General features: G+C 70.9%; 14 protein-coding genes and 1 pseudogene. 3 read left to right on the forward strand and 12 right to left on the reverse strand.

Features of this window, described 5'->3' with window-relative positions:
• Window positions 1–175 precede the first annotated feature (175 nt).
• The 6 genes and pseudogenes from cbiE to FBY22_RS28155 all read right to left on the reverse strand — a co-directional run bounded on the left by cbiE (window position 176) and on the right by FBY22_RS28155 (window position 5994).
• Window positions 176–1387, reverse strand: coding sequence for a precorrin-6y C5,15-methyltransferase (decarboxylating) subunit CbiE (gene cbiE, locus FBY22_RS28130; protein ID WP_142150577.1), 1212 nt, complete (start codon window positions 1385–1387; stop codon window positions 176–178).
• Window positions 1388–1488: 101 nt separating this feature from the next.
• Window positions 1489–2127 (reverse strand): GNAT family N-acetyltransferase, encoded by a 639-nt coding sequence (locus FBY22_RS28135; protein ID WP_142150579.1) that lies wholly within the window; start codon window positions 2125–2127, stop codon window positions 1489–1491.
• Window positions 2128–2301: 174 nt separating this feature from the next.
• Entirely contained in the window at window positions 2302–3132 is an 831-nt protein-coding gene (locus FBY22_RS28140; RefSeq protein WP_142150581.1) for a MetQ/NlpA family ABC transporter substrate-binding protein, read from the reverse strand.
• Between the two features lie 65 nt (window positions 3133–3197).
• Window positions 3198–3935, reverse strand: coding sequence for a methionine ABC transporter permease (locus FBY22_RS28145; protein WP_142150583.1), 738 nt, complete (start codon window positions 3933–3935; stop codon window positions 3198–3200).
• A complete protein-coding gene (locus FBY22_RS28150) occupies window positions 3932–4963 on the reverse strand; it encodes a methionine ABC transporter ATP-binding protein (protein ID WP_142150585.1) in 1032 nt (343 codons plus the stop codon). The genes FBY22_RS28145 and FBY22_RS28150 overlap by 4 nt, the downstream gene beginning before the upstream one ends.
• 346 nt (window positions 4964–5309) lie before the next feature.
• A pseudogene (locus tag FBY22_RS28155) lies at window positions 5310–5994 on the reverse strand (HAD-IA family hydrolase).
• Between the two features lie 69 nt (window positions 5995–6063).
• Here FBY22_RS28155 and FBY22_RS28160 point away from each other — a divergent pair.
• Both FBY22_RS28160 and FBY22_RS28165 read left to right on the forward strand, forming a co-directional pair.
• Window positions 6064–6423 (forward strand): hypothetical protein, encoded by a 360-nt coding sequence (locus tag FBY22_RS28160; protein WP_142150587.1) that lies wholly within the window; start codon window positions 6064–6066, stop codon window positions 6421–6423.
• A complete protein-coding gene (locus tag FBY22_RS28165) occupies window positions 6404–6841 on the forward strand; it encodes a hypothetical protein (RefSeq protein ID WP_399211953.1) in 438 nt (145 codons plus the stop codon). Before FBY22_RS28160 ends, FBY22_RS28165 begins: the two co-directional genes overlap by 20 nt.
• Here the strand turns inward: FBY22_RS28165 and FBY22_RS28170 are convergent.
• From FBY22_RS28170 to FBY22_RS28180, 3 genes are all read right to left on the reverse strand, one after another.
• Window positions 6831–7328, reverse strand: coding sequence for a GNAT family N-acetyltransferase (locus FBY22_RS28170; protein WP_142150591.1), 498 nt, complete (start codon window positions 7326–7328; stop codon window positions 6831–6833). The genes FBY22_RS28165 and FBY22_RS28170 overlap by 11 nt on opposite strands.
• 46 nt (window positions 7329–7374) lie before the next feature.
• On the reverse strand, window positions 7375–7881 hold the full coding sequence (locus FBY22_RS28175) for a sigma-70 family RNA polymerase sigma factor (RefSeq protein ID WP_142150593.1): 507 nt from the start codon (window positions 7879–7881) through the stop codon (window positions 7375–7377).
• 75 nt (window positions 7882–7956) lie between these two features.
• Window positions 7957–9117, reverse strand: coding sequence for a glycerophosphodiester phosphodiesterase (locus FBY22_RS28180; protein WP_142150595.1), 1161 nt, complete (start codon window positions 9115–9117; stop codon window positions 7957–7959).
• 333 nt (window positions 9118–9450) lie between these two features.
• On the opposite strand from FBY22_RS28180, the gene FBY22_RS28185 reads away from it, so the two are divergent.
• A complete protein-coding gene (locus tag FBY22_RS28185; protein ID WP_142150597.1) occupies window positions 9451–10122 on the forward strand; it encodes a 1-acyl-sn-glycerol-3-phosphate acyltransferase in 672 nt (223 codons plus the stop codon).
• 229 nt (window positions 10123–10351) lie between these two features.
• Here FBY22_RS28185 and FBY22_RS28190 read toward each other — a convergent pair whose 3' ends face one another.
• The 3 genes from FBY22_RS28190 to FBY22_RS28200 form a co-directional block, all read right to left on the reverse strand.
• On the reverse strand, window positions 10352–11875 hold the full coding sequence (locus FBY22_RS28190) for an MFS transporter (protein WP_142150599.1): 1524 nt from the start codon (window positions 11873–11875) through the stop codon (window positions 10352–10354).
• On the reverse strand, window positions 11872–12438 hold the full coding sequence (locus tag FBY22_RS28195; protein ID WP_174267278.1) for a TetR/AcrR family transcriptional regulator: 567 nt from the start codon (window positions 12436–12438) through the stop codon (window positions 11872–11874). The genes FBY22_RS28190 and FBY22_RS28195 overlap by 4 nt, the downstream gene beginning before the upstream one ends.
• Before the next feature lie 83 nt (window positions 12439–12521).
• Window positions 12522–13493 carry an aldo/keto reductase gene (locus tag FBY22_RS28200; RefSeq protein WP_142150603.1) on the reverse strand — a complete coding sequence of 324 codons (972 nt, stop codon included), beginning with the start codon at window positions 13491–13493 and terminating at the stop codon, window positions 12522–12524.
• Between the last annotated feature and the right edge of the window lie 149 nt (window positions 13494–13642).

Genomic DNA, 13642 nt, shown 5'->3' on the forward strand with positions numbered 1-13642 from the left:
GTCCTCCGGTTCTGCCGTACCGCACCCACCCCAAAAGGGGCGCGTTTTCCGGACATTGGCGAACGAACTGCCGGGCCACCCGGTGCGGTACAACGGTCGGCCAGCCTACCGCGAGCGATAGGACTACCGGATCACCGGGAGGGAAGAAAACAGGATCACTGGGACGGCAGCGGGGTCACGCCGTGCGCTCCGGCAGCGCCCCGCTGAGCAGGAACGCGACGCTCCGCTCCGTCTCCGTCCAGGCCCGGGTGTCGAGTTCGACGGACTGCAGGAGGGCGCACTCCACGTCGTATCCGTGCTCCGTCAGGTCGCGGCCGATGAGTTCGGCGGCGTCACGGGTCGCGGCGTGCGTGACGATGCGCTGCGGGCGGCGGTCGGCGACCGCCGAGACGACGGCCGCTCCCCCGCCGCCGACGCGGACGACGTCCGGCTCGGGGAGGTTCTCCAGGACGTGCGGGGCGGTGCCGCGGATGATCTGTGCCTGTACGCCGAAGCGGCGGGCGGCGGCGTCCGTGCGGGCGCAGGCGTCCAGCTCCCGGTCGACGGCGATGACGGCGGCGCCGGCGCGGGCGGCCTCGACGGCGAAGGCACCGCTGCCGCAGCCGATGTCCCAGACGAGGTCACCGACGCGGGGGCCCAGCCGGGCGAGTTGGGCCGCGCGGAGCAGATCCGTCTCACCCTCGCCGAGCGGGCCGTCGTAGGCCTCGCCGGGCTGCGTCCAGCCGCGCGGGCCGGCGCCGGGGTCGCGTCCGGCGAGCCAGCCGCCGCTCTCCCCCACCCCGGCGGGGCCGCCGATGACGATGACGACGTTCGGGTCGCGCCAGGTGTGGTCGGGGGCCTTGTCGGAGGTGACGACGGTGACCTGTTCGCGTTCGGTGCCCAGTTCCTCGCAGATGACGAAGGTGCGATGCACACCCTCCAGGAGCAGGCCGAGTTCTGCTGGGCCGGCGCCGGGTGAGGTGAGAACGGCCACCTTGGTGTGGGCCCGGCATACATTCACCGCGCGTCGCAGGGTGCGCCGATGTGCGACGACCACCTGTGCGTCGTCCCAGGGCATGCCGGCGCGCGCAAAGGCGGCGGCGACGGAGGAGACGGCGGGGACGACCTCGACCTCCAGGCCGAACTCGGGTGCGCGCAGCGTCCGTACGACTCCGAAGAAGCCCGGGTCGCCGTCCGCGAGGACCACGGCGGTTCCCCGGTGTCCGGCGATGCGGCGGGCGGCGAGGGCGACGCTGCCGAGCCGGATGCGCTCGGCGGAGGGCGGCACCTCGGGCAGCGCCAGGTGGTGGGCGGCCCCGGCCACCAGGGTGGCGGCACCGAGGGCGGAGCGAGCCGCGGCGGTCAGCGGCGAGCCGTCCCAGCCGATCACCGTGACGCGGTCGGCCATGGTCGTCAGTCTCCAGGGGGTTCACGCAGGTCGGGCTCCGTGAGGGTACCTGGTGGCGGAGGCGGCCGCTGCGGCGGTGCCGTGCCCCTCGGTCCCCAGGGTCAGTTCCAGTCGGGGAACGTGGTGAAACCATCTCTGTCGGCCAGCTGCTCGCCGGCGCCGTCCAGGTCCTCGGGCAGCAGGCTCCACACGATGTAATCGGTGCGTACGTCGTTCCAGGTGCCGTCCTCCGCGCGGACGCGGGCTATGCACGCGTTGCGCAGGACGCCCTCGCTGATACAGCCGATCTTCTGGGCGACCTGCTGGGACGCGGTGTTGTCGGCCGCCGTGCGCAGCTCGATCCGCTCGAACTTCTGGTCGCCGAGCAGCCATTGGGCGGTGGCGAGCGCGGCCTCGGAGGCGTAGCCCTCGCCGCGCGCCCAGGGGGCGATGATGTACGACAGCTCGGTGGAGCGGATGTGCCAGTTGGTCCTGGCGAGTTGGACGACGCCGACCAGGCGCTGGGTGAGGAACTCCGTGACGGCGAAGGTGAGTCCGCGTCCCGCCTCCCGCTCGGCGGGCGCCCGCTCGGTGATCCAGACGCGGGCCAGTTCCTCGGTGTAGGGCTGGGGGACGCTCGTCCAGGCGCCCACCTGCTCGTCGTTCATCATCTCGGCCAGGGCGGGCACGTCGTCCTCGTCGAGGGGTCGCAGCACCAACCGCTCCGTGCTGATGGAGATGTTGGGGAAGGTGCCACTCATGCGCCGCTCCGTAACCTTCGGAAACCTTCAAGTCCTGCTGAACTGCCCAGCATGCAGCATGGACCCGCCGGACCGCACCACGGGGTCCACTCGCAGTGAGCGAGTAGACCCCGTGCGTGGCGATACGCCGTATACGTGCCGAGCCGCACCGATCGGTGCGGCTCGGAAAGAGGCTCAGAAGGAGGGGATGACGGAGCCCTGGTACTTGTCCTCGATGAACTTCTTCACCTCGGGCGAGGTGAGCAGCTTGGCCAGCTTCTTGACCCGCGGGTCCTTCTCGTTGCCCTTCTTCACCGCGAGGAAGTTGCCGTACGGGCTGTTCTTCGCGGACTCCAGGACGAGCGCCTCCTTGGCGGGCTTGATGCCCGCGGAGATGGCGTAGTTGCCGTTGACGACGGCCGCGTCCACGTCGTCCAGGGAGCGCGCGGTCTGGGCCGCCTCGACCTCCTTGAACTTGAGGTTCCTGGGGTTCTTGGTGATGTCCTGCGGGGTCGCCTCGCTGCCCGCGCCGGCCTTGAGCGTGATGAGGCCGTTGGCCGCGAGCAGCTTCAGTGCGCGCGCCTCGTTCACGGCGTCGTTCGGGACGGCGACGGTCGCGCCGCTCTTCAGCGCCTCCACCTTGTCGACCTTGTGGGAGTACAGGCCGAGCGGCTCCAGGTGCACCGTGACGACGGGCACGATGTGGGTGCCGCGCTTGTTGTTGAAGTCGTCGAGGTAGGGCTGGTTCTGGAAGTAGTTGGCGTCGACCGAGCCGTCCTCGGTGGCGGTGTTCGGGACGATGTAGTCCTGGAACTCCTTGACCTGCAGGTCGAGTCCTGCCTTCTTGGCGAGGTTCTTCTCGACGAAGTTCAGGATCTCGGCGTGCGGGGTCGGGCTCGCGGCGACGACCAGCGGTCCGCTGTAGTCGGAGGAGGCCGAGTCGTTGCCCGAGCCGCAGGCGGTGAGCCCGAAGGTGAGGGCTCCGGCGGCGAGGACGGCGGTGCTGAGCTTTGCGGTGTTACGCACGAAAAGTGCCTTTCCTTATGGGTGCAGCGATCCCGCGGTTGGTGGGCGGGAAGATCTGAGGGCGGTTAGGCGACCTTGCCGACGTCGGCCGACGCGGGCTCCGCGGCCTTGAGCAGCCGCAGCTTCGGCGCCGGGCCGGAGCGGCCGCCACGGCGGTGCAGCGAACGGGCGGCGAAGTCGCCGGCGAACTGGATGAGCGAGATGACCACGGCGAGGATCGCCACGGTGATCCACATCAGCTCGGTCTCGAAGCGCTGGTAGCCGTAGCGGATGGCGATGTCGCCCAGTCCGCCGGCGCCGACCGTGCCGGCCATGGCGGAGTAGCCGATGAGGGCGACGATCGTGGTGGTGGTGCTGGCGATCAGCGAGGGCAGCGCCTCCGGTACGAGGACCTTGCGCACGATGGTCCAGGTGTTGCCGCCCATCGACTGCACGGCCTCGACGAGCCCGCCGTCCACTTCGCGGACAGCCGTCTCGACGAGGCGCGCGAAGAACGGGATGGCGCCGATGGCCAGGGGCACGATGGCGGCCTCGCGGCCGATGGTGGTGCCGGTGATCGAGCGGGTGAAGGTCATCAGCGCGACCATCAGGATGATGAACGGCATCGAGCGGGCGATGTTCACGACCTGTCCGATGACCTTGTTGGCCACGATGTTCTGCAGCAGCCCGCCCCGGTCGGTCAGGACGAGCAGGATGCCGAGCGGGAGTCCGCCGACGACGGCGATGAGTGTGGACCAGCCGACCATGTACAGGGTGTCCCAACACGCCTGGGACAGCAGGGGCTGCATCTCGGACCAGGTCACTTGGCACCTTCCTTCACCGGCCGGCTCTCACCGACGACGTCGATCTGCAGTCCCTGTTCGCGCAGGAAGCCGACCGGCACCACGTTGTCCTCGTAGCGGCCGGGCAGTTCGATGCGCATCCGGCCGACCTGGAGGCCGCCGACGGTGTCGATGGCGGCGCCGAGGATCGATATGTCGATGTTGTAGGTGCGGGAGAGCTGGGAGATGACCGGCTGGGTGGCGGCCTCGCCCTGGAAGGTGACGTCGACGACGGTCCGGTCCTCGCCGGAGGCCTCGCCGCCGAGCGGGAAGAGGGCCGAGGCCAGCTCGGAGCCCGGGGTGGCGAGCAGTTCGCTCACCGTGCCGGACTCGACGACGCGGCCGTTCTCCATCAGGGCGGCCGAGTCGCAGACCGACTTCACTACGTCCATCTCGTGGGTGATGAGCAGGACCGTGAGGCCCAACTGCCGGTTCAGGTCGCGCAGCAGCGTCAGGATCGAGCGGGTGGTCTCCGGGTCGAGGGCGCTGGTGGCCTCGTCGGAGAGCAGCACCTCGGGGTCGCCGGCCAGGGCGCGGGCAATGCCGACGCGCTGCTTCTGGCCGCCGGAGAGCTGGGCGGGGTAGGCCCGCGCCTTGTCGGCGAGCCCGACGAGGTCCAGCAGCTCAAGCGCCTTGCGCGAGCGCTCCCTGCCGGACTTGCCGAGGATCTCCAGCGGCAGTTCGACGTTGTCCTGGACGGTGCGCGAGGACAGCAGGTTGAAGTGCTGGAAGACCATGCCGATACGGCTGCGCGCCCGCCGCAGTTCCCGGCCGGCGCGGGGGCCGCGGCCGGCGAGGGCGGTGAGGTCCTGCCCGGCGACGGTGACCGTCCCGGACGTCGGACGCTCCAGCAGGTTGACGCAGCGGATGAGCGAGGACTTGCCGGCGCCGGACTGGCCGATGACGCCGTACACCTCGCCTTCGCGGACGTGCAGGTCGACGCCGTCCAGGGCGGTGACCTCACGACCGCGCGAGCGGTAGACCTTGGTCAGGCCCGATGTCGTGATCACAGGGGTTTTCCGTCACTGTCGAGTCCGTACACGGGCGTGGGTGTGCCCCGGTACGGGAGGAAGGGTTCATGCGCGGGGGCCGGGTGTCGTACGGCGTTCAGCGCGTACGGACATGCCGCGGCGGCTGCTTCGGGGCTCCCCCACTCTCGGCTTCGCTCGAGCGGGGGCACTCCCAGGCGGGGCCCTCTAGAAGGCGCACATTCGACACATACAACGAGCACCGGGCGTCATGGTCGCCTCGGTCGCAAGGGTGCGGCAGCTCGTCGTGGTCATGTGGTCAGTAAATCAGACGTATCGAGATGACCAAGAACCGCCGTCCCACATCGTGGACGGCGGTGGACAGGTGTCAGGCGCGGACGGAGATCTCCACTCCCCGGCCGGTGACCAGTGCGGACAAGGCCGACAGGTTCTCGACCACGAGGTCGGCGTCGAGCTCGTGGGCCCGGTGGGTTGTGGCCAACGCCACGGTGGTCATTCCGGCGGCGCGGCCGGCCGCGAGCCCCGCCGGGGCGTCCTCGAAGACGACGCAGCCGGCCGGGTCGACGCCCAGCTGCCGGGCGGCGAGGAGGTAGGGCTCGGCGTCGGGCTTGCCGCGGGTGACGTCGTCGGCGGCGACCAGCGTCTTGGGCAGGATGCCGACGGCGTCGAGGCGGGCCTCGGCCAGGCGCCGGGTGGCGGAGGTGACGACGGCCCAGCGGATGGGGGTCCCCCCGCGCGAGCGAAGCCGAGCGTGGGGGAGGGCAGCGAGGCCAGGAAGTCGGCCGTCCCGGGCAGCAGCTGGACGCCTCCGTGGGGGACGTCCTCCACTTCCAGCAGCTCGATCCGCGCGACCGCCTCCGGGACCAACTCGGCGGGCAGCAGGTCGGCGGCTATCTCCACGGCCGTGCGTCCGTGCAGCTCGACGCGGCCGAACTCCTCGGCGGTGAGGCCGTACTCCCGGCCCACCGCGTCCAGCAGCGGTCCACGGAGGCGAGGGAGGAGACGAGGGTGCCGTCGTTGTCGAACAGGAGGGCGTGCGCGTGGATCGTCATGGTCTGGACCCTACGGCGTACGACGGGGTCGGCGGCGACGGCCGGTTTCGGCCGTAATAAGGTCACGACATGCTTGATGCCCTGACGCTGGTGACCGGTGTCGCCGCGCTGCTGCTCGCCGCCTGGTGCGGGTGGGCGGCCTACCGCGACCAGCCCACCAAGGACTGGCACTTCATCGGGATGGCCGTGGTGTCGGTGCTGGCCCTGGTCCAGCTGGTGATCGGGATCGTGCAGCTGGCGCGGGGCGAGAAGCCGGAGCAGGGAACGACGATCTTCGTGGCGTATCTGATCGGCGCCCTCGCCTGCGTCCCCGTGGCGGGGTTCATGTCGCTGGCGGAGCGGACGCGCTGGGGCTCGGTGACGGTCGCCGCCGGCGGCGTGGTGCTGGCCGTGCTCGAGGTGCGGCTCTATGACATCTGGGGAGGGTGAGTTGACCGCCGTGGAAGACAAGCCGAAGCGGCTCATCAGCGGGCCCGGCATGCTGCTCGTCTGGTTCTACGGCGTGATGGTCGTCGGCGCGGTCTCGCGCTCGGTCTACCAGATCGCGACCGAGTTCGACCGGGCGCCGCTCGCCTACTCGCTGTCGGCCGTCGCGGGCGTGGTGTACGGGTTCATCACGTACACGCTGGTACGCGGTGGCGAGAGGGCCCGCAAGGCGGCGCAGGTGTGCTGCGCCGCCGAACTCGCGGGCGTGCTGATCGTCGGCACCTGGACCCTGGTGGACCCCTCGGCCTTCCCGGACGCCACGGTCTGGTCGGACTACGGCATGGGCTACGTCTTCATCCCGGTGCTGCTGCCGCTGTCCGCCCTGTACTGGCTCCGCAGGAACCGCACGATCACGCGGTAGTGACGTAGGCCTCCGCCGGCTTCTCCAGGATGATCATCGGTACCCCGTCGGTGCCCTGCGACGTGCCCACCGTCTCGTAGCCGACGCGGCGGTACAGACGCAGGTTGCCCTCGCTGCGGTGGCCCGTGAACAGGCGGAACTTCTTCGCGCCGCGCTCCTCCACCAGGGCCGTCTCGGCCGCGCGCAGCAGCCGCGCGCCGATGCCGTGACCCTGCAGGCGGGGGTGGACGCAGAGCTTGCCGATGGAGGCCGAGCCGTCCTCGGTGACACGGCCGCGGACCGAGCCGACGACCTCCTCGCCGAGCCGCGCCACGAAGACGCAGTCGGCGGCCACCTCCTGGCGGACCGATTCCAGGGACTGGACGAGCGGGTCGATGCGGTAGTTGCCGTACAGCGCCGCCTCGCTCTGGAAGCACAGGTACTGGAGCTTGAAGATCTGCTCTGTGTCCTGCTCGGTCGCCACCGAGATGGTCACGCTCATGCCCATGTGCGCACGCCTCCCGCTCACCTGATCGCCACGTTGTCCCTCACTCCTATCCCCGCCCTTCGCGCGCCGCAACCTCCGATGTGAGCAAACGGCGAAGACATCCCAGGCATCTGGAGCGTTCCGGACCCAGACTGCCCTGTGACATACCCAACTCCCCCGCGATTTCCCTGTATGTCAGGTCTTTCGGGGAGAGCAGGGCCTCGATCAGACCGGGGCAGCGGCCGGGCAGCCGGCGGGCCGCCTCGCGCAGGGCCCGGCGGCGGGCGGCGGCGAGGGCGAGGTCGGCCGGGTCCCGCTCGGTGTCGTCGGCGGGCTCGGCGCCGTAGGGCCGTTCGTGACGGGTCGTACGGCGGCTGCGGCGGGCCTCGGAGCGGACGGCGCGGCGCAGCCAGCCCGGCGGGTCGAGGGGCGCGCCGTGCGTGTCGAGGCGTTCCAGCAGGCGGAGCCAGACCGCCTGCTCCAGGTCGGCCGGTTCCGCCCCGGAGGCGGGCGCCTCGGCCGAGGCCTCGGCGGTGAGCAGCGGGCGCAGGGCGGTGAGCAGGTCGTGCGTCATATGCGGCACGACGCGGCCGCCCGGGTGCCGGGTTGCCCGGGCGGCCTGCCGTTCACCCCAACCGGGGTGCGGCCGTCAGCCGTTGACGAAGTCGGCGCGGGCGAGCAGGCCCGTGTCGGCGTTGTCGGTGAAGACGCCGTCGATGCCGGTGGCGAAGTACCGCTTGAAGGCGCCGAAGGCGTCGCCGTAGCCGTCCGCGTCCGTGCCCCTGCGGTACTCCGCCGGCAGGAAGGGGTTCTCGTTGCGCATGGTGTACGGGTGCAGGATCAGGCCGACCTTGTGCGCGTCGGAGACGAGGGTGGTCTCCTTGTCGAGGCTGCCGTCCGCCTTCTTGGTGATGACCAGGTCGAGGGTCGGGCCGATGCCCTGCGCGTAGCCGGCGATCTCCCTGAGGCCCTTGGGGGTGATCAGGTCGGCGACGGTGCGCGGGTCGCCCGACTCGACGAAGTCCCAGGGGCGGGTGGTCGCGCCGGACAGCAGGACGACGAGGGGGTTGTCGACGAGCTTGTTCAGCCGCTGGATGCTGGTGGGCTCGAAGGACTGCAGGACGACCGGCGAGTTCCGCCTGTCCTTGCCGTGCTTGTGCAGCAGCTTGGCGACGCGTTCCTCGAGGCCCAGGCCCAGCTTGCGGAAGTAGGTGGGGTGCTTGGTCTCGGGGTAGATCCACACCTGCTTGCCGCGCCTGCGGGTCTGCTCGTCCTGCCACCGCAGGACTTCGTCGAAGGTGGGGATCTCCCAGCGGCCGTTGTAGAGCGTGTTGTGCGGGCGGTTGGCCGGGATGCGCTCGATCGCGCGCAGCGTCTTGAGCTCGGCGAGGGTGAAGTCCTCGGTGAACCAGCCGGTGGTGGAGACGCCGTCCAGCACCTTGGTGGTCCTGCGGCCGGCGAACTCGGGGTGGTCGGCGACGTCGGTCGTGCCGCCGATCTCCGGCTCGTGCCGGCAGACCAGATGACCGTCCTTGGTCGGACAGAGGTCGCCGGCCTCGACGATGTCGGCGCCCATGTCGAGGGCCAGGTCGTACGAGCCGAAGGTGTGCTCCGGTCGGTAGCCGGCGGTGCCACGGTGGCCGATGATCGTCGGCCTGGGCAGGCTGCCCAGCCCGCCCCCGTGCCGTGCCTCGGCGGCTCTCGCGGTCCCCACCACGCCGAGTACGGCTCCGCCGGCGCCCAGCACCGCCGCGCCGAGAAGCGCCCGTCGCCCGGTGCCGCCTGCCTGATCGTTCTCCTGCGTTCCCATGAACGCCTCCCCTGACGTGGGCTCCTGGATGCGGGCCGATCGTAGGTGCGTGGACATGACGTGCGGGAGACCGTGGCCGGAACACGCGGGTGACGCCCGATGTCGTACGGGCAAGGAGATCTGACGAGGTGCCGGTCCCACTCATGCGGTGTACGCGACATGCGTCACAGGTTCCGCGCCGGTTACCGGCGGGTGACAGGGCGTCACCGCAGGTAAACGCGTGTCAACACTGCGTAAGACCTCGGTGAACCCGATGTGCGCGACCCCCGGGCCCGGGAGTATCGTCCTCACCTGCACAGACTCATATCGAAACCCTTGACATCGGAGGGCCCGTTGTCCCGCTTCGCGCTCATCAAGGCAGTGCTCGGACCGATCATGCGCCTGATGTTCCGCCCACGGGTGGAGGGCGTGGAGAACATCCCCGGGGACGGTCCCGTCATCCTGGCGGGCAATCACGTCACCTTCATCGACTCGATGATCCTTCCGCTCGTGTGCGACCGGCAGGTGTTCTTCATCGGCAAGGACGAGTACGTCACCGGCAAGGGCCTCAAGGGCCGGCTCATGGCGTGGTTCTTCACCGGCGTCGGCATGATCCCGGTCGACCGGGACGGCGGCAAGGGCGGCGTGGCCGCGCTGATGACGGGCCGCCGGATCCTGGAGGAGGGCCGGGTCTTCGGCATCTACCCCGAGGGCACCCGCTCCCCCGACGGCCGGCTGTACCGGGGGCGCACCGGCATCGCGCGGCTGACGCTGATGACCGGCGCGCCCGTCGTCCCGTTCGCCATGATCGGCACGGACAAGATCCAGCCGGGCGGCGCGGGGATGCCGCGCCCCGCGAAGGTGACGGTCCGTTTCGGCGAGGCCATGGAGTTCTCCCGGTACGAGGGGATGGACCGGGACCGGTACGTGCTGCGGGCCGTGACGGACTCCGTGATGGCGGAGGTCATGCGGCTGTCCGGGCAGGAGTACGTGGACATGTACGCCACGAAGGCGAAGGCGGCGTAGGTCTCCGACGGTTCGGTTGGACTGACGGTGCTGTTGGACTGAACAGTGCTGTGGGTGAGGGTGCTGTGCGCGGTTCCTCGCGCCCCTGGGTGGCCGACGGGTCGGTTGCGACTCCTGTGCCCTGGGCGAGGGTGCTGTGCGCGGTTCCCCGCGCCCCCGGGTGGCCGACGGGTCGGTTGCCGACTCCTGTGCCCTGGGCGAGGGTGCTGTGCGCGGTTCCCCGCGCCCCTCAGGGGTGGGTCTCCAGGCGTTGGCCTCGAAGCATGAACCATGCTGCGGCCGCTGTCGCCAGGAGGACGCCGGCTCCCACGCCCGAAGCGATCGACAGGCCGTCGACGAAGGACTCGCGGGCTGAGGACAGCAGTTCCCGGCCCGCTGCCGTCGGCATCCCGGCCGCTGCCTCGACCGCGCCGCCCAGGGATTCATGTGCCCCGGACGGAGTCCCCGTCGGAGCGCTGAAGCCCCGGTAGACACCCGTGACGATCGTGCCGAGCAGTGCGATGCCCAGGGCCGCGCCCAGTTCGTACGCCGTTTCCGACACGGCCGAGGCCGCGCCCGCCTGCTCCTTGGGCACCGAGGAGAGGATGACGTCCGCGGTGACCGTGAAGGAGAAGCCCGCGCCCACGCCCACCACCAGCAGGGCGGCGCCGAGGAGGCCGTAGCCCGTCGACCGGTCGAGGACCGTCAGCGCGGCCAGGGCCAGGCCCACGGCCGCCAGGCCGCCCGCGACGACGGCGCGTACGGAGAACCGGCGGGCCACGCGCCCGGCGACGAGACCCGCCGCCACCGCGCCCACCGCGGCGGGCAGTTCGGCGAGACCCGCCTCCAACGGTCCCCTGCCCTGCACCAGTTGCAGGTACTGGGAGAGGAAGAACACCAGGCCGGACAGGCCGAGGATGGTCAGCAGGTCGGCCAGGACCGCGGCGCTGAAGCCGCGGTTGCGGAACAGGCGCATGTCCAACAGCGGTGCCGGAAGCGTGAGTTGGCGGCGTACGAACCAGGTCAGGGCCGCCGCGCCGAGGGCACCGACGGCGAGCGGGAGCCAGGCGAGGCCGTCGGTGGCCGCTTCCTTCACCGCGTAGACGACGCCGATCACGCCGACCAGGGACAGCGCGACGCTGGTCAGGTCCCAGGGGCCCGGGTTCGGGTTGCGGGACTCGGGAAGGGTGCGGATGCCGACGACGACGAGGACCGCCATCACGGGCAGGTTGATCAGGAAGACCGAGCCCCACCAGAAGTGTTCCAGCAGGAAGCCGCCCACGATGGGGCCGACCGCCGTGCCCGCGGAGGCCGTCGCTCCCCAGATGCCGATGGCGAGGCTGCGCTCGCGCGGGTCGTGGAAGATGTTGCGGATCAGGGCCAGGGTGGCCGGCATGAGGGTCGCGCCCGCGACGCCGAGCAGGGCGCGGGCCAGGATCATCAACTCCGGTGTCGACGCGTAGGCGTTGAGGACCGATATCGCGCCGAACGCCGTGGCACCGCCGAGCAGGACGCGCTTGCGGCCGATGCGGTCGCCGAGGCTGCCCATGGAGACGAGCAGACCGGCGATGACGAAGGAGTAGACGTCGCCGATCCACAGGAGCTGGGTGCCGGAGGGGTTGAGGTCCTCGCTGATGTAGGGGGTCGCGAGACCGAGGACGGTCGCGTCGACGGCCACCAGCAGCACGGCGAGGACGAGGACGGCGAGCGCGGCCCAGCGGCCCGGGCGCTTCACCGCCTCGGTCGTGGTCGCCGGCTGCAGGGTGCTGGTCATGATTCCTTCCTTCGTGGTGTGTCCTGGCGCAGTGCGCCGCCGAGCAGCAGCTCGGCGATCATGTGGGTGAAGTCCTTGCGGGCCACGCGGCCCTCGGTCACCGCCCAGGCGCCGGAGGCCAGCAGGCCGTACAGCGCCTCGGTGAGCCAGGCCGGGGTGAGGTCGATGCGGAACTCGCCGGCCGCCTGCCCGCGCCGGAACAGGTCCGCGATGCGGTCGTCGATCCTGGTCCAGCCCGTGTTCTGCTCCTCGCCCTCGAACAGCTGGTTCTCGGTGTAGAGGAAGGCGAGCAGGGCGGCCGACGGCTCCAGCGTCCGGATGAGCCGCCGTAGGGCCTCGGGCGCGGGGCCCTCGTCCAGGGCGGCCGTGTCCAGCGCCGCCTCGCACTCCGCGATGCCGAGCGACTCCAGCGCCCGTACGAGCGCGTCGCGGCCCGCGAAGTGGCGGTGCAGGGTGGCGCGGCTGATCCCGGCGGCCTTGGCGACCTCGTCCATCGTCGCGGTGGACTTGCGGGTCAGCAGGGCCGCTGCGGAGCGGAGGACGTGGTCACGGTCGACAGACATGAGACAACCATAGCCCATGTGAGACATTCATGTCTCATGCGACGCATGCGCGACTCACCTACGGGTGGTTCGCGGCGGTTCTCTCAGTGCCAGGGCAGGCTGTTGCGCTTCTCCCAGTAGGCCCGCGGCTCCTCGGCGAGCGCTGCCAGGCGGGCCAGCTGGTCCTCGTCGAGATCCACCGCGGCCGCGTGCAGGTTGGAGGAGAGCTGGGTGAGGGTCGCGGCACCGGAGAGGACGACACCGGCCCAGGGCTGCCGGAGGATCAGGGCGAGGGCGACGGCGTCGCAGCCCAGAGAGGTCTCCTCCGCCACGGCCTTCAGGGCTGCGGGGGCGTGCGGGGCCGCGAGCCGGCCGTTGGCCATGCCCTCCTTGACGATGACCGTGAGGCCGGCGTCGTGCGCCTCGGCGAGGGCGGGGCCGGCCGAGGTCTCCAGGGCGTTGTACGTCGACTGGACGGTACGGAAGAGGGGTTCGCCGTCGACCGTCACGGCGAGGGCGGCGCGGATCGCGTCCGCCTGGGCCGGGCCGCTCGTGGAGAAACCGATGGTCAGGCCCTGCACGGCGGCCCGGGCCAGTTCGGCGTGGAGTTCCTTGTCGGTGAGGGCGGGGCTGTCCGGGGTCACCGAGTGGATCTGGTAGAGGTCGAGGCGGTCGCCGAGCAGCGCGGCGGTCTCGGCGCGCTGACGTTGGTAGGTCCGGAGGCCGTGGTCCTTGACCTCGTGCGTCTCGGCGTCCGTGGTCCAGTCGGCGGTGTAGGTGTAGCCCCACTTGCTGCCGACGACGATGTCGTCGAAGCTCGGCCGGGCGTTGAGCCATTCGGCGAGGAACTCCTCCGAACGGCCGTAGGAGCGGGCCGCGTCGAAATAGCGGACGCCCTGCACGTAGGCGGCGTCGAGGAGTTCATGGGTGCGGGCGCGCAGGGCTTCGACCGAGCGGTGCTCTCCGAGGTCCTCGTCCCGGCCGAGGTTGATGTAGCCGGGGCGGCCGACCGCGGCGAGGCCCAGTCCGATGTGGCAGGTGGGGGTGGTTGCGGCGGCCAGTCGGGCGAAGGGCATCGCGGGCTCCGTGGGTCGGGTCCGGTTCGGTTCCCGACCAACGTAGCCCGCGGGCCTTCGTATCAGAGCATCAGAGCTCGGTGGGTGCGGTGCGTCGGCCAGTGCTGGTTCGTTGTGGCTTGTCGCGCCCACGCGGCGGAGCCGCACAT

The organism is Streptomyces sp. SLBN-31 (assembly GCF_006715395.1).
Taxonomy (GTDB): domain Bacteria; phylum Actinomycetota; class Actinomycetes; order Streptomycetales; family Streptomycetaceae; genus Streptomyces.

What these genes read in the sequence shown, in the direction of transcription:
- FBY22_RS28165 (WP_399211953.1), top strand. Translation starts at nt 6,404, where the DNA reads ATGACATCTGGGGAGGGTGAGTTGACCGCCGTGGAAGACAAGCCGAAG.
- FBY22_RS28135 (WP_142150579.1), bottom strand. Translation starts at nt 2,127, where the DNA reads ATGAGTGGCACCTTCCCCAACATCTCCATCAGCACGGAGCGGTTGGTG.
- FBY22_RS28200 (WP_142150603.1), bottom strand. Translation starts at nt 13,493, where the DNA reads ATGCCCTTCGCCCGACTGGCCGCCGCAACCACCCCCACCTGCCACATC.
- FBY22_RS28170 (WP_142150591.1), bottom strand. Translation starts at nt 7,328, where the DNA reads ATGGGCATGAGCGTGACCATCTCGGTGGCGACCGAGCAGGACACAGAG.
- FBY22_RS28175 (WP_142150593.1), bottom strand. Translation starts at nt 7,881, where the DNA reads ATGACGCACGACCTGCTCACCGCCCTGCGCCCGCTGCTCACCGCCGAG.
- FBY22_RS28190 (WP_142150599.1), bottom strand. Translation starts at nt 11,875, where the DNA reads ATGACCAGCACCCTGCAGCCGGCGACCACGACCGAGGCGGTGAAGCGC.
- FBY22_RS28180 (WP_142150595.1), bottom strand. Translation starts at nt 9,117, where the DNA reads ATGGGAACGCAGGAGAACGATCAGGCAGGCGGCACCGGGCGACGGGCG.
- FBY22_RS28195 (WP_174267278.1), bottom strand. Translation starts at nt 12,438, where the DNA reads ATGTCTGTCGACCGTGACCACGTCCTCCGCTCCGCAGCGGCCCTGCTG.
- cbiE (WP_142150577.1), bottom strand. Translation starts at nt 1,387, where the DNA reads ATGGCCGACCGCGTCACGGTGATCGGCTGGGACGGCTCGCCGCTGACC.
- FBY22_RS28160 (WP_142150587.1), top strand. Translation starts at nt 6,064, where the DNA reads ATGCTTGATGCCCTGACGCTGGTGACCGGTGTCGCCGCGCTGCTGCTC.